At 66.4% G+C, this 22432-nt stretch carries 19 protein-coding genes and 2 tRNA genes; 11 read left to right on the top strand and 10 right to left on the bottom strand.

Going from position 1 to position 22432, the window contains the following annotated elements; all coding sequences use genetic code 11:
• Window positions 1–131 precede the first annotated feature (131 nt).
• The 11 genes from ACZK3J_RS15530 to ACZK3J_RS15480 all read left to right on the top strand — a co-directional run bounded on the left by ACZK3J_RS15530 (window position 132) and on the right by ACZK3J_RS15480 (window position 11563).
• Window positions 132–701, top strand: coding sequence for a glycine zipper 2TM domain-containing protein (locus ACZK3J_RS15530; protein ID WP_032129397.1), 570 nt, complete (start codon window positions 132–134; stop codon window positions 699–701).
• Window positions 702–1019: 318 nt separating this feature from the next.
• Entirely contained in the window at window positions 1020–2030 is a 1011-nt protein-coding gene (locus tag ACZK3J_RS15525) for an N-acetylornithine carbamoyltransferase (protein ID WP_032129398.1), read from the top strand.
• Window positions 2031–2149: 119 nt separating this feature from the next.
• Window positions 2150–3346, top strand: a complete 1197-nt coding sequence (locus ACZK3J_RS15520; RefSeq protein WP_005414009.1) for an argininosuccinate synthase — start codon at window positions 2150–2152, stop codon at window positions 3344–3346.
• 152 nt (window positions 3347–3498) lie between these two features.
• Window positions 3499–4587: an acetylornithine deacetylase gene (locus ACZK3J_RS15515; protein WP_414578397.1), complete on the top strand. Its 1089-nt coding sequence runs from the start codon at window positions 3499–3501 to the stop codon at window positions 4585–4587.
• A 75-nt stretch (window positions 4588–4662) separates the two neighbouring features.
• Window positions 4663–5991 carry an acetylglutamate kinase gene (locus ACZK3J_RS15510; protein ID WP_134951255.1) on the top strand — a complete coding sequence of 443 codons (1329 nt, stop codon included), beginning with the start codon at window positions 4663–4665 and terminating at the stop codon, window positions 5989–5991.
• A 3-nt stretch (window positions 5992–5994) separates the two neighbouring features.
• Window positions 5995–6597 (top strand): GNAT family N-acetyltransferase, encoded by a 603-nt coding sequence (locus tag ACZK3J_RS15505; protein ID WP_049401159.1) that lies wholly within the window; start codon window positions 5995–5997, stop codon window positions 6595–6597.
• The gene (gene argC, locus ACZK3J_RS15500) at window positions 6594–7547 is read left to right on the top strand and encodes an N-acetyl-gamma-glutamyl-phosphate reductase (protein WP_478476052.1); all 954 of its coding nucleotides are present in this window, start codon (window positions 6594–6596) and stop codon (window positions 7545–7547) included. The genes ACZK3J_RS15505 and argC overlap by 4 nt, the downstream gene beginning before the upstream one ends.
• Window positions 7548–7567: 20 nt before the next feature.
• Complete coding sequence (argH, locus tag ACZK3J_RS15495; RefSeq protein WP_317218028.1) at window positions 7568–8863, top strand: argininosuccinate lyase; 1296 nt, start codon at window positions 7568–7570, stop codon at window positions 8861–8863.
• The gene (locus ACZK3J_RS15490; protein WP_032129404.1) at window positions 8863–9126 is read left to right on the top strand and encodes a YciI family protein; all 264 of its coding nucleotides are present in this window, start codon (window positions 8863–8865) and stop codon (window positions 9124–9126) included. The genes argH and ACZK3J_RS15490 overlap by 1 nt, the downstream gene beginning before the upstream one ends.
• An 11-nt stretch (window positions 9127–9137) precedes the next feature.
• Window positions 9138–10295: a glutamate 5-kinase gene (proB, locus tag ACZK3J_RS15485; protein ID WP_149909172.1), complete on the top strand. Its 1158-nt coding sequence runs from the start codon at window positions 9138–9140 to the stop codon at window positions 10293–10295.
• Window positions 10292–11563 carry a glutamate-5-semialdehyde dehydrogenase gene (locus tag ACZK3J_RS15480; protein ID WP_277779341.1) on the top strand — a complete coding sequence of 424 codons (1272 nt, stop codon included), beginning with the start codon at window positions 10292–10294 and terminating at the stop codon, window positions 11561–11563. Before proB ends, ACZK3J_RS15480 begins: the two co-directional genes overlap by 4 nt.
• A 107-nt stretch (window positions 11564–11670) precedes the next feature.
• On the opposite strand, the gene pgaD is transcribed toward ACZK3J_RS15480, so the two are convergent.
• The 10 genes from pgaD to ACZK3J_RS15430 all read right to left on the bottom strand — a co-directional run bounded on the left by pgaD (window position 11671) and on the right by ACZK3J_RS15430 (window position 22363).
• Window positions 11671–12141, bottom strand: a complete 471-nt coding sequence (pgaD, locus tag ACZK3J_RS15475) for a poly-beta-1,6-N-acetyl-D-glucosamine biosynthesis protein PgaD (RefSeq protein ID WP_032129407.1) — start codon at window positions 12139–12141, stop codon at window positions 11671–11673.
• Window positions 12138–13394 carry a poly-beta-1,6-N-acetyl-D-glucosamine synthase gene (pgaC, locus tag ACZK3J_RS15470; protein ID WP_010486660.1) on the bottom strand — a complete coding sequence of 419 codons (1257 nt, stop codon included), beginning with the start codon at window positions 13392–13394 and terminating at the stop codon, window positions 12138–12140. The genes pgaD and pgaC overlap by 4 nt, the downstream gene beginning before the upstream one ends.
• Window position 13395: 1 nt before the next feature.
• The gene (gene pgaB, locus ACZK3J_RS15465; protein ID WP_478476051.1) at window positions 13396–15282 is read right to left on the bottom strand and encodes a poly-beta-1,6-N-acetyl-D-glucosamine N-deacetylase PgaB; all 1887 of its coding nucleotides are present in this window, start codon (window positions 15280–15282) and stop codon (window positions 13396–13398) included.
• A gap of 1 nt (window position 15283) precedes the next feature.
• Complete coding sequence (gene pgaA, locus ACZK3J_RS15460) at window positions 15284–17311, bottom strand: poly-beta-1,6 N-acetyl-D-glucosamine export porin PgaA (RefSeq protein ID WP_277779344.1); 2028 nt, start codon at window positions 17309–17311, stop codon at window positions 15284–15286.
• 343 nt (window positions 17312–17654) lie between these two features.
• Entirely contained in the window at window positions 17655–18860 is a 1206-nt protein-coding gene (locus ACZK3J_RS15455; RefSeq protein ID WP_032129410.1) for a CynX/NimT family MFS transporter, read from the bottom strand.
• A gap of 222 nt (window positions 18861–19082) precedes the next feature.
• Window positions 19083–19159, bottom strand: a tRNA-Pro gene (locus tag ACZK3J_RS15450).
• A 140-nt stretch (window positions 19160–19299) separates the two neighbouring features.
• Window positions 19300–19376, bottom strand: a tRNA-Pro gene (locus ACZK3J_RS15445).
• 55 nt (window positions 19377–19431) lie between these two features.
• Window positions 19432–19548, bottom strand: a complete 117-nt coding sequence (gene cydX, locus ACZK3J_RS15440) for a cytochrome bd-I oxidase subunit CydX (RefSeq protein ID WP_005410354.1) — start codon at window positions 19546–19548, stop codon at window positions 19432–19434.
• 58 nt (window positions 19549–19606) lie between these two features.
• On the bottom strand, window positions 19607–20758 hold the full coding sequence (gene cydB / locus ACZK3J_RS15435; protein WP_014647773.1) for a cytochrome d ubiquinol oxidase subunit II: 1152 nt from the start codon (window positions 20756–20758) through the stop codon (window positions 19607–19609).
• A gap of 15 nt (window positions 20759–20773) precedes the next feature.
• A complete protein-coding gene (locus ACZK3J_RS15430; protein ID WP_005410352.1) occupies window positions 20774–22363 on the bottom strand; it encodes a cytochrome ubiquinol oxidase subunit I in 1590 nt (529 codons plus the stop codon).
• Window positions 22364–22432 lie beyond the last annotated feature (69 nt).

The raw sequence follows: 22432 nt of genomic DNA, 5'->3' as shown, positions 1-22432 counted from the left end.
GCACCGCCTGCCACCGGTGGACGCCGGGTCCAACCAGGGTGGGGTGGGCAGGAGCAGCGTGGACGGGTAATGTTCAGCCCCTTGCGCTCGCCACTGCCTACACTATTGCCGTGTCCTTGCTCCCGTCGCCAATGAAATCCACCGCGTTGCTGACCCTGGCCTGCCTGTCGGCGCTGGCCGCCGTGGCCCAGGCGCAGGAGGCCGAGCCCCGCAACCGGGTGGTGATCGTGGAGAACGTGAAGTTCGACTACGCGCAGGTACTGAACGTCGAACCCGTGTTCCAGACCCTGCGCGCGACCCGTACCGAAGAACACTGCGAGCCGGTCTCGACCCGGACCCTGGCGCCGGTCAATGTCACTGGTGAGGAGCCGGTCGAGGACAAGGGCCGGATCAGCCGCTTCTGGGACTCGGTACGCTCGATGTTCAAGCGCAGCGATGAAGAGGTCTCCGAGGACACCGCCGCCGAGTCACCGGCTCCGGCGCCGGCACCGGCCAACAATGGTCCGATGCTGACCCGCGACTGTCGCATCGTGCCGGTGGGACGTGAATTCCGCCGGCCCATCGCCTACGACGTGGACTACGTCTACAAGGGCACCAAGTACCGCTCGCGGCTGCCGGAAGATCCCGGCAACCGGCTCAAGATCCGGGTGTCGATCACCCCCTGGGTCGGCCCCGAGCAGGGCGCGGCCGGCAATCCCTGATTCTGCGGCCCCGGCCCCTTGCGTCGGCCCCGGCCGCATGCAAAGATGGTTGACCATGAAGCTCACCGACTTCCAGCACGACAGCAGCGCAGCCCGACAGGCGTCGGGCATGACCTCGCGTGCGCGTCGACCGGAACCCCACATCCTCGCTGGGTAACCGGAGCTTTTTGCTGTTCGTCCGAAAAAAACCCAGCCCGCCGGCTGGGTTTTTTCGTTTCCGCGTCATGAAAGCTGCAACTGCAACCTTTTCGTTCCACCTTTGCTTCCTGTTTTCCCTTCCACCGCGTCGAACCCGGCGCCGCCACGCAAGGAAAGATGATGTCCCCCAAGCACTTCCTGAACACCCAGGACTGGAGCCGCAGCGAGCTCGACGCGCTGCTGACCCAGGCCGCGCTGTTCAAGCGCAACAAGCTCGGCGACCAGCTCAAGGGCAAGTCGATCGCGCTGGTGTTCTTCAATCCGTCCATGCGCACCCGCACCAGCTTCGAACTGGGTGCGTTCCAGCTGGGTGCCCACGCGGTGGTGCTGCAGCCGGGCAAGGATGCGTGGCCGATCGAGTTCAACCTCGGCACGGTGATGGACGGCGATACCGAAGAGCACATCGCTGAAGTGGCCAAGGTGCTGGGCCGTTACTGCGACATCATCGCTGTGCGCGCATTCCCCAAGTTCATCGACTGGGCCTACGACCGCCAGGACATCGTCCTCAACAGCTTCGCCAAGTACTCGCCGGTGCCGGTCATCAACATGGAGACCATCACCCACCCGTGCCAGGAGCTGGCCCACATCATGGCCCTGCAGGAGCACTTCGGCACCCAGGACCTGCGCGGCAAGAAGTACGTGCTGACCTGGACCTACCACCCCAAGCCGCTGAACACCGCAGTCGCCAATTCGGCGCTGACCATCGCCACCCGCATGGGCATGGACGTGACCCTGCTGTGCCCGACCGCCGACTACATCCTCGACGACCGCTACATGGGCTGGGCCGAGCAGAACGTGGCCGAGAGCGGCGGCTCGCTGAAGATCAGCCATGACATCGACAGCGCCTACGCCGGTGCCGACGTGGTCTACGCCAAGAGCTGGGGCGCGCTGCCGTTCTTCGGCAACTGGGAACCGGAAAAGCCGATCCGCGACCAGTTCAAGCACTTCATCGTGGACGAGCGGAAGATGGCGCTGACCAACAACGGTGTGTTCAGCCACTGCCTGCCGCTGCGCCGCAACGTGAAGGCCACCGATGCGGTGATGGATTCGCCGCAGTGCATCGCCATCAACGAAGCCGAGAACCGCCTGCATGTGCAGAAGGCGATCATGGCGGCTGTTGCCGGGCGCTGAATCAAACAAGGGGTAGAGCCGACCGTTGGTCGGCTGCTCCCGCAGCGGCGCATCCAACATTTCAGCCGACCAGCGGTCGGCTCTACCGAATTCCCATCCCCCAAGTGGACCTGATCCCCATGAGCAACAAAGACGTCGTTCTCGCCTTCTCCGGCGGCCTGGATACCAGCTTCTGCGTGCCGTACCTGCAGGAGCGCGGCTACAACGTGCACACCGTGTTCGCCGACACCGGCGGCGTGGATGATGAAGAGCGCGATTTCATCGAGAAGCGCGCCGCCGAACTCGGCGTGGCCAGCCACGTTACCGTCAATGGTGGCCCGGCCATCTGGGAAGGCTTCGTCAAGCCGTTCGTGTGGGCAGGCGAAGGCTATCAGGGACAGTACCCGCTGCTGGTCTCGGATCGCTACCTGATCGTCGATGCCGCGCTGAAGCGTGCCGCCGAACTGGGTACCAACATCATCGCCCACGGCTGCACCGGCATGGGCAACGATCAGGTCCGCTTCGACCTGGCGGTGAAGGCCCTGGGTGACTACCAGATCATCGCGCCGATCCGCGAGATCCAGAAGGAACACACCCAGACCCGCGCCTACGAGCAGAAGTACCTGGAAGAGCGCGGCTTCGGCGTGCGTGCCAAGCAGCAGGCCTACACCATCAACGAGAACCTGCTGGGCCTGACCATGTCCGGCGGCGAGATCGACCGCTGGGAAGCCCCGGGCGAGGGCGCCCGCGGCTGGTGCGCACCGCGCAGCGAGTGGCCGGAACAGGCGCTGACCGTGACCCTGAAGTTCGTTGAGGGCGAAGCCGTCGAACTGAACGGCAAGGCGCTGCCGGGCGACCAGATCCTGGCCCAGCTCAACAAGCTGTTCGCCCCCTACGGTGTTGGCCGCGGCGTCTACACCGGTGACACCGTGATCGGTCTGAAGGGTCGCATCGTGTTCGAGGCCCCGGGCCTGGTTTCGCTGCTGGCCGCGCATCGCGCGCTGGAAGACGCCGTGCTGACCAAGCAGCAGAACCGCTTCAAGCCGGACGTGGCGCGCAAGTGGGTGGAGCTGGTCTACGAAGGCTTCTACCACGACCCGCTGAAGACCGACATCGAGGCCTTCCTGAAGTCCTCGCAGGCCAAGGTCAATGGCGAAGTGGTGCTGGAAACCCGCGGCGGCCGCGTCGATGCAGTGGCGGTGAAGTCGCCGCACCTGCTCAACACCAAGGGCGCCACCTACGCGCAGTCGGCCGACTGGGGCGTGGAGGAGGCCGAGGGCTTCATCAAGCTGTTCGGAATGAGCTCCACTGTCTATGCGCAGGTCAATCGCGGTTGACCTGTGACGGGGGTGCCGGCCGCTGGCCGGCGCCTCGCAACGTCAATGGAGGGTAGTGCCGGCCGCTGGCCGGCTCGTGGCACGGCTGGATCATTGCGGAGCCGGCCAGCGGCCGGCACTACCGATTTCGAACCCTACGGATATTCAGACACATGCTTGAACAGACGCTCGATCACCTGCAGGCCCTGGTGTCCTTCGACACCCGCAACCCGCCGCGTGCGATCACCACCGGTGGCATCTTCGATTACCTGCGCGTGAACCTGCCCGGCTTCAACGTCGAGGTGATCGACCATGGCGCCGGTGCGGTCAGCCTGTACGCCGTGCGTGGCACGCCGAAGTACCTGTTCAACGTGCATCTGGATACCGTGCCGGATTCGCCGCACTGGAGTGCCGACCCGCACGTGATGCGGCGTCTGGACGACCGTGTGGTCGGCCTGGGCGTGTGTGACATCAAGGGCGCCGCCGCTGCACTGGTGGCCGCGGCCAACGCCAGTGATGGCGATGCCGCGTTCCTGTTCTCCAGCGACGAAGAAGCCAACGATCCGCGCTGCATCGCCGCGTTCCTGGCCCGTGGCCTGCCGTATGAAGCGGTGCTGGTGGCGGAGCCGACCATGAGCGAAGCGGTGCTGGCGCACCGTGGCATCAGTTCGGTGCTTATGCAGTTCGCCGGCCGCGCCGGGCACGCGTCGGGCAAGCAGGATGCGGCCGCCAGCGCGCTGCACCAGGCCATGCGCTGGGGCAACCGCGCATTGGACCATGTGGAATCGCTGGCCTCGGCGCGCTTCGGCGGGCTGACCGGCCTGCGCTTCAACATCGGTCGCGTCGAAGGTGGCATCAAGGCCAACATGATCGCGCCGGCCGCCGAAGTGCGGTTCGGGTTCCGTCCGCTGCCGTCGATGGACATCGATGGCCTGCTGGCGACCTTCGCCGGTTTTGCCGAGCCGGAAGCGGCACTGTTCACCGAAACCTTCCGTGGCCCCAGCCTGCCGGCCGGTGATATCGCCGAGGCAGAGAACCGCCGTCTGCTGGCACGCGACGTGGCCGATGCGCTGGAACTGCCGATCGGCAACGCGGTGGACTTCTGGACAGAGGCCTCGCTGTTCTCCGCTGCTGGATACACCACGCTGGTGTTCGGCCCGGGCGACATCGCCCAGGCCCACACCGCCGATGAGTTCGTGACGCTGGAGCAGCTGCAGCGCTACACCGACGCCGTGCACCGCATCATCGCCGCCGGCGCCTGATCGACCCCACAACGCCGCCCGGCCCTGGCCGGGTGGAACTGCAACGCGGCGACCGCCGCCTGTGACGAAACCGAAATGTCTCCTGCCCTCCAGCCCCACCGCCAGACCCGCCAGACCATCGTGCGCCTGCTTTCCAGCATGGCCAGCGCGAAGGAGATCAGCCAGTACCTCAAGCGCTTCTCGCAGCTGGACGCCAAGCGCTTTGCCGTGGTCAAGGTCGGCGGCGCGGTGCTGCGCGACGATCTCGACGCGCTGACCTCTTCTCTGTCGTTCCTGCAGGAAGTCGGCCTGACCCCGATCGTGCTGCACGGCGCCGGCCCGCAGCTGGATGCCGAACTGTCGGCCGCCGGCATCGAAAAGCAGACCGTCAACGGTCTGCGCGTGACCTCGCCGGAGGCACTGGCGATCGTGCGCCGGGTGTTCCAGCAGTCCAACCTGCGCCTGGTCGAAGCACTGCAGCAGAACGGCGCGCGTGCCACCTCGATCACCGGTGGCGTGTTCGAGGCGGAGTACCTGGACGTGGACACCTACGGCCTGGTCGGCGAGGTGAAGAAGGTCAACCTGGCGCCGATCGAGGCCAGCCTGCGCGCCGGCTCGATCCCGGTCATCACCAGCCTGGGCGAAACCGCGGGTGGCCAGATCCTCAACGTCAACGCCGACTTCGCCGCCAACGAGCTGGTGCAGGAGCTGCAGCCGTACAAGATCATTTTCCTGACCGGCACCGGCGGCCTGCTGGACGAGCAGGGCAGCGTGATCGATTCGATCAACCTGTCCACCGAGTACGACCACCTGATCGCGCAGCCGTGGATCCACGGTGGCATGAAGGTGAAGATCGAACAGATCAAGGATCTGCTCGACCGCCTGCCGCTGGAATCGTCGGTGTCCATCACGCGCCCGGCTGACCTGGCCAAGGAACTGTTCACCCACAAGGGCTCGGGCACGCTGGTGCGCAAGGGCGAGAAGGTGCTGCGCGCCACCGCGTGGAACGAGCTGGACCTGCCACGGCTGAAGGGCCTGATCGAATCCAGCTTCGGCCGCACGCTGGTGCCTGACTATTTCCAGAAGACCAAGCTGCTGCGCGCCTATGTCAGCGAGAACTACCGCACCGCGGTGATCCTCACCGACGAAGCCGAGGGCGTGTACCTGGACAAGTTCGCCGTGCTCGATGATGCACAGGGTGAAGGCCTCGGCCGCGCGGTGTGGAACGTGATGCGGGATGAAACGCCGCAGCTGTTCTGGCGTTCGCGCAATGGCAACCCGATCAATCACTTCTACTATGCTGAATCCGATGGCTGCTACAAGCAGGGCCATTGGAAGGTGTTCTGGTACGGCGCCGATGGCATCGACCGGATCAGCACCTATGTCGACCACTGCGCCCAGCGCGCACCGAGCCTGCAGGGCTGAATGATGGACCATTCCGATCACTGGACTACGATTCCCACCCTGCGCGGCCAGCACGTGACACTGCAGCCGCTGCAGCCCGAGCATGTGCCTGGCCTGCGCGCCGCCGTGGAGGGCAGCGGCCTGGACCAGCTCTGGTACACCCAGGTGCCTTCGCCGGAGCGGGTCGAGCACTATGTGCAGGCCGCGCTGCAGGCACAGGCAGAAGGCAAGGTGCTGCCGTTCGTGATCCTCGATGCGGCGGGTGACATCGTGGGTACCACCCGCTTCTACGACCTGGATGCCGGCGTGCCCAAGCTCAGCCTGGGTTACACCTGGTATGCACCGCGCGTGCAGCGTACTGGCGTCAACACCGAAACCAAGCTGTTGCTGCTGCAGCACGCCTTCGAAACCATGGGCTGCATCAGCCTGGTGCTGGAAACCAGCTGGTTCAACTTCACCTCGCGCACCGCCATCGCCCGCCTCGGCGCCAAGCAGGACGGCGTGCTGCGCAACCACAAGCGGCACGCCGACGGCACGCCGCGCGACACCGTCATCTTCTCCATCATCGATACGGAATGGCAGGGCGTGAAGCGCCACCTGCAGTACCGCCTGGACAGCCACGCATGAACGATTCGACTTTCACCCTGGGCATCGTCGGCGCCCGTGGCCATACCGGTGCCGAGCTGATCACGCTGGTGGCCGCACATCCGCGGCTGAAGCTGGCCTTCGTGTCCTCGCGCGAACGCGCCGGGCAGCACCTGTCCGACCACCATCCGGAGTTCCAGGGCGAGCTGCAGTACGAGAACCTGGACGCCGACGCGGTGGCCGCCAAGGGCGTGGACGCGGTGATCCTGGCCCTGCCCAACGGCTTGGCCGCACCGTTCGTGGCCGCACTGGAAGCGGCGAAGCCGGACACCGTCATTGTCGACCTGTCGGCCGACTACCGCTTCGACAACAGCTGGTACTACGGCCTGCCGGAGCTGACCCGAGGCCGCTACAACGGCCAGAAGCACATCAGCAACCCGGGCTGCTATGCCACGGCGATGCAGCTGGCGGTGCATCCGCTGCTGGACCTGCTGGCCGGCCCGCCGCAGTGCTTCGGTGTGTCCGGCTATTCCGGCGCCGGCACCACGCCGTCGGACAAGAACAACGTCGAACTGCTCGCCGACAACCTGATGCCGTATGCGCTGACCAACCACGTGCACGAGCGTGAAGTGTCGGTCCAGCTGGGCGTGGCGGTTGAATTCATGCCGCATGTCGCGCCGCATTTCCGCGGCATCACGCTCACCGCCAACCTGTGGCTGAACCGCGTGCAGACCCGCGAACAGATCGTCGAGCGCTTCCAGCAGGCCTATGCGGGCGAACCGCTGATCGAGGTAGTGGATGAAGCGCCGTGGGTCAGCCGCATCGCCGGCCGCCACGGTGCGCAGGTCGGTGGCTTCACCCTGGCCCCGGGCGGCAAGCGGGTGGTGGTGGTGGCGACCCTGGACAACCTGCTGAAGGGCGCGGCCACCCAGGCCATGCAGAACCTCAACCTCGCGCTGGGCATCGACGAACTGACGTCGATCCCGCACTGAACGCGTATTCCGGAGCCCCCATGGCAGACCTTCTTTGGCAGAAGCCCGGCGTCGCCGTCGACGCCCAGATCCAGACCTTCCTCGCCGGCGATGACGTGATCCTCGATCGCGAATTCTTCCTGCACGACATCGCCGCCAGCGCCGCGCATGCACAGGGCCTGCAGCACATCGGCATCCTCAGCGCCGATGAGCTGGCGGGCCTGCTGCGCGAGCTCGACGTGCTGGCGCAGGACTTCCGTGAAGGCCGCTTCGTGCTGGACACGCAGTACGAAGATGGTCACTCGGCGATCGAAGCGCGCCTGACCGAACGCCTTGGCGATGCCGGCCGCAAGATCCACACCGGCCGCAGCCGCAATGACCAGATCCTGGTTGCCACCCGCCTCTGGCTGAAGGAGAAGCTGCTGCGTGTGGCCCAGCTCAGCGCCGAGGTTGCCAAGGTCGCGCTGGACCGTGCGCAGGCCGAGAAGGATCTGCCGATCCCCGGCTACACCCACATCCAGCGTGCCGTGGTGTCCTCGGCCGGCATGTGGTGGGCCGGCTGGGCCGAGGCCTTCATCGACAACGCCATCCGCGCGCGCGACACCCATGCGCTGGTCGACGCCAATCCGCTTGGCACGGCTGCCGGCTACGGTGTGAACCTGCCGCTGGACCGTGAGCACACCACGGCCGCGCTCGGTTTCGCCCGCATGCAGATCTCGCCGATCTACGCGCAGCTGTCGCGCGGCAAGTTCGAACTGGCCGCGCTGGAAGCGCTGGGCGGCGCCACGCTGGACCTGCGCCGCATTGCCTGGGACCTGTCGCTGTTCACCAGCGCCGAGTTCGGCTTCGTCGCGCTGCCGGCGCAGTACACCACCGGCAGTTCGATCATGCCCAACAAGCGCAATCCGGACGTGATCGAGCTGATGCGCGCGACCCACGCCAGCGTCGCCGCCGCGCGTACCGAGATCGAGCAGCTGCTGTCGCTGCCGTCGGGCTATCACCGCGACCTGCAGTCGTCCAAGGGCGCCATCTTCCACGGCTTCGGTCGCGGCCTGTCGGCGCTGGAACTGCTGCCGGCGCTGCTGGCCAACCTGGAATGGCGCGACGACAAGGTTCGCGCGGCAATCGACTCGGGCATGTACGCCACCGATGTGGCGGTGGAAGCGGCCGTGGCCGGCGTGCCGTTCCGCGAGGCCTACAAGGCTGCTGCCGCCGGTGCCGACAGCGCAGGGCAGGGGCGTACCCCGGAAGGCAGCCTGGCCGCACGCGTATCGCCGGGTTCGGCCGCCGACCTGCGCCTGGACGAACTGCACGCGCGCTGGCAGGCGCTGTCCTGATGGCCGGCACCGTCTACCTGGTGCTGGCCATGCGCCGGCCCGATTTCAACGCCGCCGCCGTGCAGCCGCACCGTGACTTTCTCGATGCGTTGCAGGCACAGGGCAAGCTGCAGCTGACCGGCGGTTTTGCCGATGGCAGCGGTGGCGCCTATGTGCTGTGCAACGTGGACAGCCTGGCGCAGGCGCAGGCCATCGTCGCCACCGATCCGCTGGTGACGATGCAGGCCTCCGCGCTGACCGTGCACGAATGGAACACCCGCTGAGAGCCTGACCGATGATCCAGCACGCTGCCCACGTCGCCTCGCCGTTCCCGCAACAGGCGCTGCCGCCGTGGCGGCGTGCAGTGCTGAAGGTCGGCAGCAGCCTGCTGGCGGCCGATGGCGGCGGCCTGTCGCCACGCCACGCGCTGGGCCTGGCCCAGTTTGTTTCCGCCAACGTCCTGGCCGGGCGCGAGGTGGTGATCGTGTCTTCCGGCGCGGTCGCTGCTGGGCGCGCGATCCTGCCGCGGGCCGATGAGCCGGGCGCAGCGATGGCAGCGCGGCAGGCGCTGGCTGCGCTCGGCCAGGCGCAGCTGATCGGGCTCTGGCAGCGCTTCTTCGAGCGCCCCGTGGCGCAGGTGCTGCTGACCCACGACGACCTGCGCAACCGCCGCCGCTACCTCAACGCACGCGCCACGCTCAATGAGTTGCTGCGGCTGGGCGCGTTGCCGGTGGTCAACGAGAACGACACCGTGTCGGTGGACGAACTCAAGCTCGGCGACAACGACAACCTGGCCGCCACCGTGGCCGCGCTGGTCGATGCCGATGCACTGTTCATTGCCACCGACATCGACGGCCTGTACAGCGCGGATCCGCGCACCGTGGCCGATGCGCGGGCACTGCACGACGTGCCGGAACTGAGTGACGAGGTGCTGGCGATGGCCGGCGGCGCAGGTTCGCGCGCCGGTACCGGCGGCATGCGGACCAAGCTTGAGGCGGCGGCCAAGGCGGGTCGTCTCGGCATCGAGACCTACCTTTTCAACGGCCGCAGCAGCGACGTGGTGCGTGCACTGGCGCAGGACCGCCTGTTCGGCACCCGCATCCACGCCGCGCGCAGCCGCGAGGCGGCCCGCAAGCACTGGCTGCGGCATGCACCGCTGACCGAAGGCGCGATCGTGATCGATGCCGGTGCGGCACAGGCCATGCGCGAGAAGGGCGCCTCGCTGCTGCCCGGTGGCATCACCGGTGCGGAGGGCGCGTTCCGGCGTGGCGATATGGTGCAGGTGTGCTGGAATGCACCACAGGGCCGTGTCTGCATCGCCCGCGGTGTCAGCCAGTACGCCGCCGATGATGTGCGCCGGATCGCCGGTCGCCATTCGCGCGACATCGAGGCCGTGCTGGGCTACAACTACGGTGGCAGTGTCGTCCATCGCGACGATCTGGTGCTGCCATGACCGGTTTGAAGGACTCCCCGATGAGCGAAATCGAAGCGCAGGCGCGTGCCTGCCGTGACGCGGCCCAGATCGTTTCCGGCCTCGACAGTGCGGCGCGCCGCACGCTGCTGCTGGCAATGGCGCAGGCACTGGAAGTGAATGCCGGGCTGATCCTGGCCGGTAATGCGCGTGACCTTGCTGCCGCGCGCGACAAGGGCGTTGGCAGTGCCATGCTCGACCGCCTTGCGTTGGACCCGGCGCGCCTGTTCGCGATGGCCGAAGCGGTGCGTGAGGTCGCTGCGCTGCCCGATCCGGTCGGCCAGGTCACCCGCGACGATGTGCGTCCAAACGGCATCCGTGTGCAGAAGGTGCGCGTTCCGCTGGGGGTGATCGCGATGATCTACGAAGCCCGCCCGAATGTGACCGCCGAAGCGGCCGCCCTGTGCCTGAAGGCCGGCAATGGCGTGATCCTGCGCGGAGGCTCCGAGGCGATCCACTCCAACACCGCCATCGCCCAAGCGTTGTCCGGCGCATTGAAGGCCAACGGCGTACCGCCGGCGGCGGTGACCGTGCTGACCGACCTGCGCCGCGAAGCGATGCTGGAACTGCTGCAGCTGCATGAGCTGATCGATCTGGCGATTCCGCGAGGCGGCGAGGGCCTGATCCGCTTCGTTGCCGAGCATGCGCGGGTGCCGGTGATCAAGCACTACAAGGGCGTCTGCCACCTGTTCGTGGATGCCAGTGCCGACCTCGGCAAGGCCATTGATCTGCTGGTGGATGGCAAGTGCAGCCGCCCTGCAGCCTGTAACTCGCTGGAAACGCTGCTGGTGCACCGCGACGTGGCCGAAACGTTCCTGCCGCGCGTGGCGCAGGCGCTGGGCGAGCGCGGCGTGCAGCTGCGCGCCGATGCACTGGCGCAACCGCTGCTGCCGGGCAGCACCGCCGCCACCGAAGACGACTATGCCGCCGAGTTCCTCGATCTGGTGCTGGCGGTGCGCGTGGTCGACGACCTCGATGCGGCTATCGCGCACATCCGCACTTATACCTCCGACCACACCGAAGTGATCGCCACCGAAGACGCCGGCCATGCCGAGCGCTTCGTCAACGCACTGCGCTCGGCGGTGGTGATGGTCAATGCGTCCTCGCGTTTCTCCGACGGCGGCCAGCTGGGCCTGGGCAGCGAGATCGGCATTTCCACCACGCGCCTGCACGCGTATGGCCCGATGGGGCTGGAGGCACTCACCGTCGAACGATTTGTCGTGCGCGGTGAAGGGCAGACCCGCACGTAGATCCACGCCATGCGTGGATGCTCTTCGCGGTAGACCCCGGTGCCGACCAAGGTCGGCACCCACCAGAGAGAACGCCGACCAAGGTCGGCATCTACCGTGCAGCAGGGCTACACAACCTCGCGGCGGATGCCGATCGGCCGCGCGTGATCGTCCATGTGCAGCGTGGCGGCCTTGCAGCCCAGCAGGCGCTCGGCCAGCCCGGTGCTGGCCCCCAGGTCGGCGGCCACTTCGTTGAGGCTGGCCAGCGGCCGCGGCAGGCGCCGGTCGTGGCCGCGGAAGCGCGCGCGGTTGTACTCGGCCCAGCCGATCAGCAGTACGCTGGCGCACAGCAGCATCAGCGGCAACGCCACCAGCACATAGGGGTCGAACTGGCTTTGCCGTTCGTACAGCTGCTGCCAGGCCAGCTGGCCGCCGACCAGCCACGACACCAGGGTGACCAGTGGCGCCCACAGGTAGAAGTAGAACCCCCAGAACGCGAGGGTGACGAAGCCCCAGGCGGTGCGTTGGAAGCGTGGTTGGCGATGCGGCTTGCGGATCATCCGCGAGTCGAAGCGGTTGGACGGGCGTTGTGCGTTCATCGGATCCCCCGATCGGGACTGGTCCAGGTGGCGCGCTTGCTGCGACGGCGCAGCAGGGTTTTCGGCAACGCCACCAGGGTGGTGGAAAGGCTGATCAACCAGTACGCCATCGGGTACCAGATGACCCAGAAGTAGTTGCGTCCAATCTGTGTTTCGTAACGACGGTCGATGATCAGGCTGCTGGCGAACTGCAGCAGGCAGACCAGGGCCAGGATCACGCCATGCCACTCCGGCAGCAGGCTGGCGATATGCAGTTGCGGGGGCAGTTCGATGAACTTGCCCAGCGCCCACAGCACCACGATGAACAACATGGTGTAGGCCCAGATCACGCTGAGCACGTACTCCAGCAGTACGCCCCACATGCGCCGCTCCTTCCAGTGCAGCAGCGAGCGGGCGTGGCGCAGCATCACCTCCACGCCGCCCTGGGCCCAGCGCAGTCGCTGCCGCCACAGTCCCTTCAGGGTTTCCGGCATCAGGATGAAGCATAGTGCGTTGGGTTCGTAGCGGATGTCCCAGTGCGCGCGCTGCAGCCGCCAGCTGATGTCGATGTCTTCGGTCACCATGTCATCGGACCACCAGCCGACCTGGTGCAGGGCGGTGCGTCGGAAGCCGGCGATCACCCCGGAGATGGTGAAGATGCGTCCATACACGCGCTGCGCGCGCTTGATCATGCCGATGATCGAGGAAAACTCGGCCACCTGCAGGCGACCGAGCAGGGTGGAACGGTTGCGGATGCGCGGGTTGCCGGTGACGGCACCGACCCGGTTGCCGCTGACCAGATGCCAGATCATCCAGTGCAGCGCGTGTTCTTCCAGCATCGCGTCGCCGTCGATGCACACCAGGTATTCCGAGCGTGCGGCGAGCGCCCCCATGCGCAGCGCATTGGCCTTGCCGAGGTTGCGGTCCAGGTGCAGCACGCGCAGCCGTGGGTGCTTTGCCGCCAGGGCGTCCAGCCGCGCACCCGTGTCGTCGCTGCTGCCGTCGTCGATGGCGATCACCTCATAGTCGGCCGGGTAGCGCTGGGCCAGCGCCGCGCCGAGTGTGTCGTCGAGGTTTGCCGACTCGTTGTGGCAGGGAATCAGCAGGCTCGCGAACGGTGGATCGACCATCAGCGGCGGGTCGTTGCGTGGGCGCGAATGGCGTTCGCGCCGGAAGTAGTAATACAGGCCGCCCGACATCCAGAAGAATGCCATCACCATCGGGTAGTAGAAGGCGAACTGGAACAGGACCTGCAGCAACGGATGCATGTCCATGTCACTTCTCCGGGTACGGGAAGTTGCCGGCGGACATTGCCGCGCGGGCATCGCGGGTGGAGGGCTGGTCGGCGATGAAGTCGTCCGGGTACCAGGCGAAGTGGTGCACGCCCTGCGCCTGCAGCTGGCGGATCTGCGCGCGCAGTCGCTCGGCGGGAATCGGTTGCCCGCTGCGCCAATCGACGGTCTGCAGTTCGAACAGGGTGTGCTGCAACTGTGGGTCATGTGCACGCACCGCGGCCAGCAGCTGGTCGAGCCAGCGCTCCGGATGCTTGCTGCCTTCCATCCACGGCATCGCCATCAGTGCGGTCTGGTCGTAGGCCTTGTTGAACAGGTCCAGGCGCTGCGCGAACCAGGCTTCGCTCTGCGGGCGCAGCACCGGCTCTGCGTACAGGTTGCGCACCGTGGCCAGCTTCGGCCGCCAGCGCTGCGCGCTGTTGCGCAGCGCCAGGGTGAAGTCGATCAACGCCTGCGTGCGTGCGCTGCTCCCATCGCCGGGCGCCAGCGTGGGCAGCTCGGTATCGCGCAGATAGCCATCGTCATGGAACAGCAGGCCCTCGAAGTAGGAGTTGACCGCCAGATCCTCGTAGAGGTCGAGCATGACCTGGCGCGCCTGGGGATTGGTGAAGTCCAGCCGGTACATGCCATCGGCATCGCCGTTGCGGATCGCCAGCGCCTTGCGCTGCACCGGGTCGGGCAGCTCGAAGCCGAGTACCGGCAGCCACGCGTAGACCTTCACCCCCGCACGCGATTTCAGCTGCCAGGCGACGCGACTGAACAGGTCCGCGCGCATCGGCATGTGGCGGTTGGGGAAGTACAGTGCATCGGCGGTGTTGTTGCCGTCCGGGTCGGCGAACGCCTGCAGGTAGACGTGCGTCGGTGCGATGCGCTTGACCCGCTCGATCAGTGCATCCAGATTGCGCGCCTGCTGTGCGGGCTCCGGGTCGTAGACATCATCCAGGTCGATCTGCAGGGCACGGATGCCATCGAGCGCGACGTCGCGGCGCAGCTCGTAGGCCAGCCCTTCCACGGTCGGGTTGTCGCTGACCAGGAAGCGCGCCAGGCCATGCAGGTCGCTGGCCACCGGCGTGCTGCGGCCCTCCAGATCGAAGGACACCGGCATGCCCAGCTGCTCGGCGATGTCGTTGCTCAACTGGTTGTAGGCCGCGTATGGCCAGACGATGGCGCGCGGGCGCACGCCCAGATGCTGCTCGATGCGCTGCACGCTGCGCGAGAGATCGGCGCGCAGGCGTTGCGCGTACTGCGCCTCGCTCTCATAGCTGCGCGTGGCGGGGTTGTAAACGCGGGTCACGACAGCCGGGGTGGAGTTCCCCTGTGGGTTGGCGAGCACCCCGTGGTGCAGGTCGTCGGTATGGCTGGCCACTTCGATCAGGCCGCTGTCGTGCATCTGCTTCAGCTGTGCCCAGGTGATGAAGTCGTCGCGGCCGAACGGCCGGTAGCCATAGTCGATGGTGCGGCCAGGTGCCATGTCCACGTAGTCGGTGATCACCGCCACCAGCGCCGGATAGCGGTAAGCCTGCAGCAACGGGAAGGCCTTGTCGTAGACGCTGCGCAGGCCGTCATCGAAGGTCAGCAGTACCGGTTTCGGTGGCAGCGTGGCGCGTCCCTGGGAGGCGTCGATCACCTGCGACAGCGACACCGGGTGGTAACCGTGTGCCCCCAGCCAGTCCAGATGGGCGGCGAAGTTCTGCGTGCTCACCGCATAGGTATCGGCATCCCCCTTGGCTGCGACCTGGTCGCGGATGTCGTGGTAGCTGAGGATCAGCAGGCCGTTGTCGATCGCATCGAGATGCAGGGCCTGCTGCGCGAAGGCCGGCGGCGCAGCCGACAGCAGCAGGAGCACGATCAGGCGCAGGATGCGGGTCATGTCAGTCTCCCCAGCGCAGTGCGGCTTCGAAGCCGATATGGCATTCGCGATGGCCGTCGTAGACCGGCCGCGACCAGCGCATGCCATACTCGAACACGCGGCCCTGGCCGATCTGCCACTCGTGCATGTATGACACCGACGGCACCAGTGCACTGCCGAAGCCGTCCTGCCAGTAATCGCCCAGCGAGACGGTCAGCCGGTGGCGGAAGTGGCGTTCGTAGTGGCGCCACAGCTGCTGGTCGATGCGCAGGCCGATCTCGACCATGCGATCACGCTTCGGGTTGAAGTAGGGAGCATCATCGCGGCTGCCGCGACTGGTGTAGGCACTGCCCAGGCCATCGATCAACCACCGTGGACGTGTCAGCAGCCGCTGCTCGACGCTGGTGCTGAACAGTTCGCGATGGTTGCCATCGTCGTAGCGGAAGCGGCTGGCGCCGAACATCCAGTGCGTGCGTTCGCTGCGCCGGTAGTCGACCTGCGCGCTGACGCTGTCGGCAGTGATGCCGGCCACGCGCGCCTGCATTGATGCATCCGGATCATTGCGTGCGGCGGTCAGTCCGGCATGCCAGTAGTCGTTGAACTGCCAGCCCACGCCGACGCGCAGGCCGGTATCACCGATGTGGTCGTTGGCGCGCAGCACTGCAGCTTCCGCATCCAGACGGCCGAATCGGTAGCGTACGCCCGCGCCCAGCCACAGCGGGTCGATGCGCTGGTCCTGGAAATCGACCGAGCGCCGGTCAGCGAAGGCGAACAGCCGCCAGCGATCGTCGAGTACGGGTGTCTGGACTTCCATGCCATAGCGGCGGTCGTCGTTGCCCAGTGGCGAGGTGCCACCACCGCCGGAACTGCGCCCGATGTCGGTCCATGCCTTCAGCTGCCAACCGCGGTGCGCGCGCCAGGCCTGGTCCATGCGTTCGACGGCGGGCTGGGTGGGGTAGCGCGCGACCAGATCGTCGTGCAGCGGTCGCGCCAGGTCATCGCGTTGCAGGGCGACGTAGGCTTCCTGCATGCCCAGCCGTGGCTCGATGTCGCGCGGGTCCAGCGCATGCGCCATCTGTTGCCGTTGCAGCGCCCTGCGTGGCCAGCCGCGCATCATGTACACGCTGCCCAGCGCGCTCTGCAGGCCGCCGTTGCCCGGTGCGATGTCGACCATCGATTCCAGATCGCGCTGCGCGGTGGGCAGGTCACCGCTGTAGGCGCGCACCATCGCCAGGTTGAGGTCGGCTTCGTAGCGCGACCAGTTTGGATACGGCGACTTGCCGTTGCTCCAGCGCCAGGCAGGTTCCTTGTCGCGCCACGCCTGCAGCAGGTCGACGGCCTTTTCCTGCTGCTCGCTTTCCAGGTAGGCGTAAGCCAGTTCCGAATGCGAGGCGTCGCGCGTCGGATCGCCTGCGACGGCCGCCTGCAGCACCGGAATGGCTTCTTCCGGATGCAGCGTGCCCATCAGCGAATCGCCGACCGCAGGCAGAACATAGTCGGGCAGGGCATGGCCTTCAGCCTGCAGTGCGCGGGCTTCCTCTCGCACCTGCGCATGGCGGCCCAGCCGGTTGAGCAGGATCAGCCGGTCCATGCGGATGCGCAATGGCGCCTGCACAGGTGGGGTGCCTTCGCTGCCCAGATAGCGCTGCATGCGCGCCAGGGTCGATTCGGCTTCTTCCAGCCGGCTGTCTTCGCTGCTGCTGTAGGCCAGGCTCCAGACCACCAGCTTGGCCAGGTAGTCGCCTTCGATGCGTTGCTTCTGAGCAGCGTCGAACAGTTGCGGGCGCTGCTGGTACAGCTCCCAGGCGCGCCAGGCATTGCCGATGTCGCCCAGGGTCAGGACGCGCAGCTTGAACAGCAGGTCGTCGTTGGGCTGCTGCTGGCTGGCGCGCTCGATCGCGCCGAGCGCATCCAGCCAACGGGCCTGGTCGCGGTAGCGGCCGATCTCGGCCAGGGCCGCCTCGCGGTCAGGCGGGGCAGCGCTGCTGGCCCAGGCCAGGGCGGTACAGGCAAGGCCGACGCAGAGCGCCAGCCGGCGGTGGACAACCATTGGGGACCCCCTTGGCTTCCGAACCAGACAACCTGAAAAATGTGACGCACATCACATGCCAGATTTTGGGATGGCCGTGGCCTGCGTCACTCCCCTCGCGAACTCCCATCCAGCAGGGATGGGCGAAACCAGGACAGCGACCTGCAATGTCTTGTCTGAAACGAGAGTCCCCCGCACACCGAGTGGTGGCCTGGGCGGCGCTGCCGCCCCCATGCCCGATGCCGGCACGCGGCAAGGATGGGCATTCGTGGGCACTATCCGCCCGGAATTGTCAGCCCGGCGTCAAAATGCGCAGACGGGCTGACGAGCGGTAGGTGGGGCCGGTTGCGAGGCCCCACGTGGCTTACCAGAGGTCTTCCAGCTTGCGCGGCTTGCAGGCCACCCAGGAGGCGCACAGCATCAGGGTGGCGCAGCCGAACAGGAAGCTGAATGGGATCGTCCAGCCGTCGCTGACGGTGTGCAGCCAGCCGACCAGGAACGGCCCCAGGCAACTGAAGCTGTAGCCCACGCCCTGCATGAACCCGGACAGCGCGGCCGAGCCGGTGGGGGTGCGGGTGCGCAGGTTGATCAGGGTCAGCGCCAGCGGGAAGGTGGACGGACCGACGCCGAGCAGGCAGGCCCACAGCAGCGGCGCCTTCATCGGGGCCACAAGCAGGCCGGTGAAGGCGATCACGAACGAGAAGAAACCGATCAGCACCAGCGGGAACGGGTTCTGCAGGCGCACCGCCATCGACGGAATGACCAGCGACGGCAGCAGGCCCAGTGCCGAGAACACGGCGACCATCACGCCGCCGAACGCGGGCGTGCCACCGGCCTCGACCACGATGCGCGGCAGCCAGGTGAACATCGAGTAGGTCATCAGCGAGGTCATGCCGAACATGAGCGTCATGCTCCAGCCCAGCGACGTGCGCCAGACCTTGCCGTGCGGCTGTGCGGTGGGATCGGTGGCGTCGGCCTGCGGCTTCGGTGCGCGCCTGGCCAGCAGCAGCCACGGCAGGGCGGCGGCCAGCGCCAGCAGCGCCCACATGCCCAGCGACACGCGCCAGCCCGCAGCATTCGCCACCGGCACTGCCAGCAGCGCCGGCAGCATCGTGCCCAGCTGCAGCACGCTGATGTACAGCGTGCTCATGGTGCCAACCTTGTTGGCGAAATAGCGCTTCACCAGCGGCGGCACCACCACGTTGCCGATGCCCATGCCGGCCAGTGCAACCACCGAACCGAGCAGCAGCGTGCCGACGTTGCCGGCGCTGGAACGCAGCAGCAGGCCGGCCATCGCCATCACCATCGCCAGCAGCGTGGTGCGTTCCAGGCCCAGGCGCCGCGCCAATGCCGGCGTGGCCACGCCGAACAGCGCGAACGAGGCGGTCGGCAGCATGCCCAGCACGCCGGTCATGGTGGTGCCGAAGCCGAACTGCTGGCCGAGCACGTCCAGCAGCGGGGTGATCGAGGTGACCGCAGTGCGCAGGTTGACCGCTGCCAGCAGGATCGCGGCAAACGCGAGGACACGACCGTGCAGCAGCGACGGCGAATCGGAAGGGGAGGAACTCATCGGTGGTCCTTGCAGGTGTCGCACGCCGCAGCAACGGCATGCAGCGCCGGCATCGGTCTACGCCGAAGCGGCAGGTGGGGGGGGGGGCTGCAGGAGGGCCGGCAGCGCGGCCATTGTACGTGCGCTGCGCGGCAAGGTCCCGTCACGCGGGCGGCCTGGCGCTTGATACAAAAAAACCCGGAGGACAGTGATGTCTTCCAGGCTTCTTGGTGACCACCGAAGTGGTCGGGGAGACAGGATTCGAACCTGCGACCTCTACGTCCCGAACGTAGCGCTCTACCAGACTGAGCTACACCCCGAAGGGAGCCGCCTATTCTAGCGATTCACCCCGATGGCGGCAAGGGGGGAATGCTGTTTTCTGCACACTGCCGAAGCAGTGCCACTTCAGGGAACAAAAAAGCCTGGACGATTTCACCAGGCTTCAATGCGACCACTTAAGTGGTCGGGGAGACAGGATTCGAACCTGCGACCTCTACGTCCCGAACGTAGCGCTCTACCAGACTGAGCTACACCCCGAAGGAGCCGCCTAAGATACCGTGTGAAGGCCAAGGCGGCAAGGCTTTTTTACAGCTCAGCGACGATTTTCCTTCTCGATGCGGTTCTGCTCGCGGGCTTCGAACCACATGCCGTTGAGGATGGCCACCGTCGAGGCGAGGCCGGCACCGAGAATCCAGGCGAAATACCACATGATCAGTCTCCTTCATTCCGGGTAGGTGCCGACCGTTGGTCGGCACACGTGCAAGCAATCAATACGCGTTCGGGTTGTTGCCCATCTCTTCGGTGGTGGTCTTGCCCTTCAGCACGCGGTACACCCAGGTGGTGTAGGCGAGGATGATCGGCAGGAACACCGCCGTGGCCAGCAGCATGATCCACAGGGTCAGGTGGCTGGACGAGGCGTCCCACACGGTCAGGCTGGAGGTGGGCTGGCTCGAGGACGGCAGCAGGAACGGGAAGATCGCAAAGCCGACGGTCAGGATGATGCCGGCGATGGCGGCCCCCGAGGCGATGAAGGCCAGGCCGCCGCGACGGGCCCGCAGCAGTACCGCACTGGCCAGCAGGCCGGCCAGGCCGAGCAGCGGGGCCAGGATCGTGGCCGGCATCGTGCTGTAGTTGCGCATCCAGCCGCCGGCGGCGCCCAGTTCAGCAGTCTTCAGCAGCGGATTGGTGGCGCCATCGGTGACCACCTGCGAGGTGATCTGGTAACCCGGCAGGCCGAAGGCCACCCAGGCGCCACCGACGGCGAACAGCACAAAGGCGATGATCGCGGCGATGCTGCCGAAACGGGCCGCACGTTCGGCCACCGGGCCGTCGGTCTTCAGCACCAGCATGGCGGCACCGTGGGCGACCAGCATCGACACGCTGAGCAGGCCGGCCAGCAGCGCGAAGGGCATCAGCAGGCCGAAGAACGAGCCGGTGTAGAAGATGCGCATGCTGTCATCGAAGTGGAACGGCACGCCCAGCACCACGTTGCCCACCGCCACGCCCATGATCAGCGCCGGGATGAAGCCACCGATGAACAGCGCCCAGTCCCAGGTGTTGCGCCAGCGCTCGCTGGGCATCTTGCTGCGGAACTTGAAGCCGACCGGTCGCAGGATCAGCGCGAACAGGATCACGAACATCGCCAGGTAGAACCCGGAGAAGCTGACCGCGTAGAGCGGCGGCCATGCGGCGAAGATCGCGCCGCCGCCCAGGATCAGCCACACCTGGTTGCCTTCCCATACCGGACCGATGGTATTAATCACCAGCCGGCGCTCAGCGTCGTTGCGGGCGACGAAGGGCAGCAGGGTGCCCACGCCCAGGTCGAAACCATCCATCACGGCGAAACCGATCAGCAGGATGCCGAGCAGCAGCCACCAGATCACGCGCAGCGTGGTGTAGTCCAGAAGAATGAAATCCATCTTGGTTCTCCTGCCTCAGGCCTGGCCGGCGGCCGGCGCCGAGGCATTGTGGGAAGCATGCGGCTGGGGCGACTGCAGTGACGGCAGCACCTCGTCCGGACCCTTGCGGATCGCCTTGAGCATCAGCTTGATCTCGACCACGATCAGCGCGGTGTAGATGGCAGTGAAGCCGGCCAGGGTCAGCACGATTTCATGCAGGGCCAGCCCCGATGCTGCATAGAAGGTCGGCAGCACGCCATCGACCGCCCACGGCTGGCGACCATATTCGGCCACGAACCAGCCGCACTCGATCGCGATCCACGGCGCCGGCAGCGTCCACAGGGCCAGCTTGAGGAACCAGCGCTTGTCCTGGAAATTGTTGCGGCAGGAGTAGTAGAAGGCCAGGGCGAAGAAGGCGATGAGGTAGAAGCCCAGGCCGGCCATCACGCGGAAGGTCCAGAACAACGGCATCACGCGCGGCACCGTGTCCATCGCCGCCTGCGAGATTTCCTGCGGGGTGGCGTTGAGGATGTCATCGCGATAGCGCTTGAGCAGCAGGCCGTGGCCCAGGTCCTGCCAGTGACGGTCGAACATCTCGCGCGCTTCAACGTCGTTCTTGTTGGCGCGCAGGCGTTCCAATGCACCGTAGGCCAGCTGGCCGCCACGCACGCGGTGTTCGGCGCGCTCGACCAGTTCCAGGATGCCGGGAATCGGCTGGTTCAACGAGCGGGTGGCGATCAGGCCCATCAGGTAGGGGATCTTCACCGCGTAGTCGTTCTGGTGGGTCTCCTGATTCGGGATGCCGAAGGCGGTGAAGTCGGCCGGCGCACGCTCGGTCTCCCACATCGCTTCGATCGCGGCCAGCTTCATCTTCTGGTGTTCGCTGGCGGCGTAACCGCTCTCGTCACCCAGCACGACCACCGACAGCGATGACAGCAGGCCGAACGCCGCGGCCACCGCAAACGAACGACGGGCCAGGTCCTTGTGCTTGTTGCGCAGCAGGAACAGCGCGCTGATCGCCATCACGAACACCGCACCGGTCACGTAGCCAGCGCTGACGGTGTGCACGAACTTGGCCTGCGCCACCGGGTTGAACACCACCGCCATGAAGTCGACCACTTCCATGCGCATGGTTTCCGGGTTGAACACCGCACCGGTCGGGTTCTGCATCCAGCCATTGGCCACCAGGATCCAGATCGCCGACAGGTTGGTCCCCAGCGCCATCAGCCAGGTCACCATCAGGTGCTTGACCTTGCTCAGGCGGTTCCAGCCGAAGAAGAACAGGCCGACGAAGGTGGCTTCCAGGAAGAACGCCATCAGGCCTTCGATCGCCAGTGGCGCACCGAAGATGTCACCCACGTAGTGGCTGTAGTAGGACCAGTTCATGCCGAACTGGAATTCCATGACGATGCCGGTGGCAACGCCCATGGCGAAGTTGATGCCGAACAGGACGCCCCAGAACAGGGTCATCCTGCGCCAGATCTCCTTGCCGGTCATCACATACACGCTCTCCATGATGGCCACCATGAAGGACAGGCCGAGGGTGAGCGGTACGAATAGGAAGTGGTACATCGCGGTCAGCGCGAATTGCAGCCGCGACAGTTCTACGACTGTCTGATCAATCATGGCCTGGCTACCTCGTTGGATAGTGCCGTTGCAGGTGGCGGGAAGGGTGGTCTACGGGGTGAATGATGT

This window comes from Stenotrophomonas sp. 86428_Sma, assembly GCF_056481585.1.
This window is presented reverse-complemented; position numbering and strand designations above follow the sequence as displayed.

Excerpts from the sequence above, each read along its gene's own strand:
- pgaC (WP_010486660.1), bottom strand. The coding sequence starts at position 13,394 with ATGGACATGCATCCGTTGCTGCAGGTCCTGTTCCAGTTCGCCTTCTAC.
- ACZK3J_RS15490 (WP_032129404.1), top strand. The coding sequence starts at position 8,863 with ATGGCCGGCACCGTCTACCTGGTGCTGGCCATGCGCCGGCCCGATTTC.
- ACZK3J_RS15430 (WP_005410352.1), bottom strand. The coding sequence starts at position 22,363 with ATGATTGATCAGACAGTCGTAGAACTGTCGCGGCTGCAATTCGCGCTG.
- pgaB (WP_478476051.1), bottom strand. The coding sequence starts at position 15,282 with ATGACCCGCATCCTGCGCCTGATCGTGCTCCTGCTGCTGTCGGCTGCG.
- ACZK3J_RS15515 (WP_414578397.1), top strand. The coding sequence starts at position 3,499 with ATGCTTGAACAGACGCTCGATCACCTGCAGGCCCTGGTGTCCTTCGAC.
- pgaD (WP_032129407.1), bottom strand. The coding sequence starts at position 12,141 with ATGAACGCACAACGCCCGTCCAACCGCTTCGACTCGCGGATGATCCGC.
- ACZK3J_RS15520 (WP_005414009.1), top strand. The coding sequence starts at position 2,150 with ATGAGCAACAAAGACGTCGTTCTCGCCTTCTCCGGCGGCCTGGATACC.
- ACZK3J_RS15505 (WP_049401159.1), top strand. The coding sequence starts at position 5,995 with ATGGACCATTCCGATCACTGGACTACGATTCCCACCCTGCGCGGCCAG.
- ACZK3J_RS15525 (WP_032129398.1), top strand. The coding sequence starts at position 1,020 with ATGTCCCCCAAGCACTTCCTGAACACCCAGGACTGGAGCCGCAGCGAG.
- proB (WP_149909172.1), top strand. The coding sequence starts at position 9,138 with ATGATCCAGCACGCTGCCCACGTCGCCTCGCCGTTCCCGCAACAGGCG.
- cydX (WP_005410354.1), bottom strand. The coding sequence starts at position 19,548 with ATGTGGTATTTCGCCTGGATTCTCGGTGCCGGCCTCGCCTCGACGGTG.
- argC (WP_478476052.1), top strand. The coding sequence starts at position 6,594 with ATGAACGATTCGACTTTCACCCTGGGCATCGTCGGCGCCCGTGGCCAT.
- ACZK3J_RS15530 (WP_032129397.1), top strand. The coding sequence starts at position 132 with ATGAAATCCACCGCGTTGCTGACCCTGGCCTGCCTGTCGGCGCTGGCC.
- pgaA (WP_277779344.1), bottom strand. The coding sequence starts at position 17,311 with ATGGTTGTCCACCGCCGGCTGGCGCTCTGCGTCGGCCTTGCCTGTACC.
- ACZK3J_RS15510 (WP_134951255.1), top strand. The coding sequence starts at position 4,663 with ATGTCTCCTGCCCTCCAGCCCCACCGCCAGACCCGCCAGACCATCGTG.
- argH (WP_317218028.1), top strand. The coding sequence starts at position 7,568 with ATGGCAGACCTTCTTTGGCAGAAGCCCGGCGTCGCCGTCGACGCCCAG.
- ACZK3J_RS15480 (WP_277779341.1), top strand. The coding sequence starts at position 10,292 with ATGACCGGTTTGAAGGACTCCCCGATGAGCGAAATCGAAGCGCAGGCG.
- ACZK3J_RS15455 (WP_032129410.1), bottom strand. The coding sequence starts at position 18,860 with ATGAGTTCCTCCCCTTCCGATTCGCCGTCGCTGCTGCACGGTCGTGTC.
- cydB (WP_014647773.1), bottom strand. The coding sequence starts at position 20,758 with ATGGATTTCATTCTTCTGGACTACACCACGCTGCGCGTGATCTGGTGG.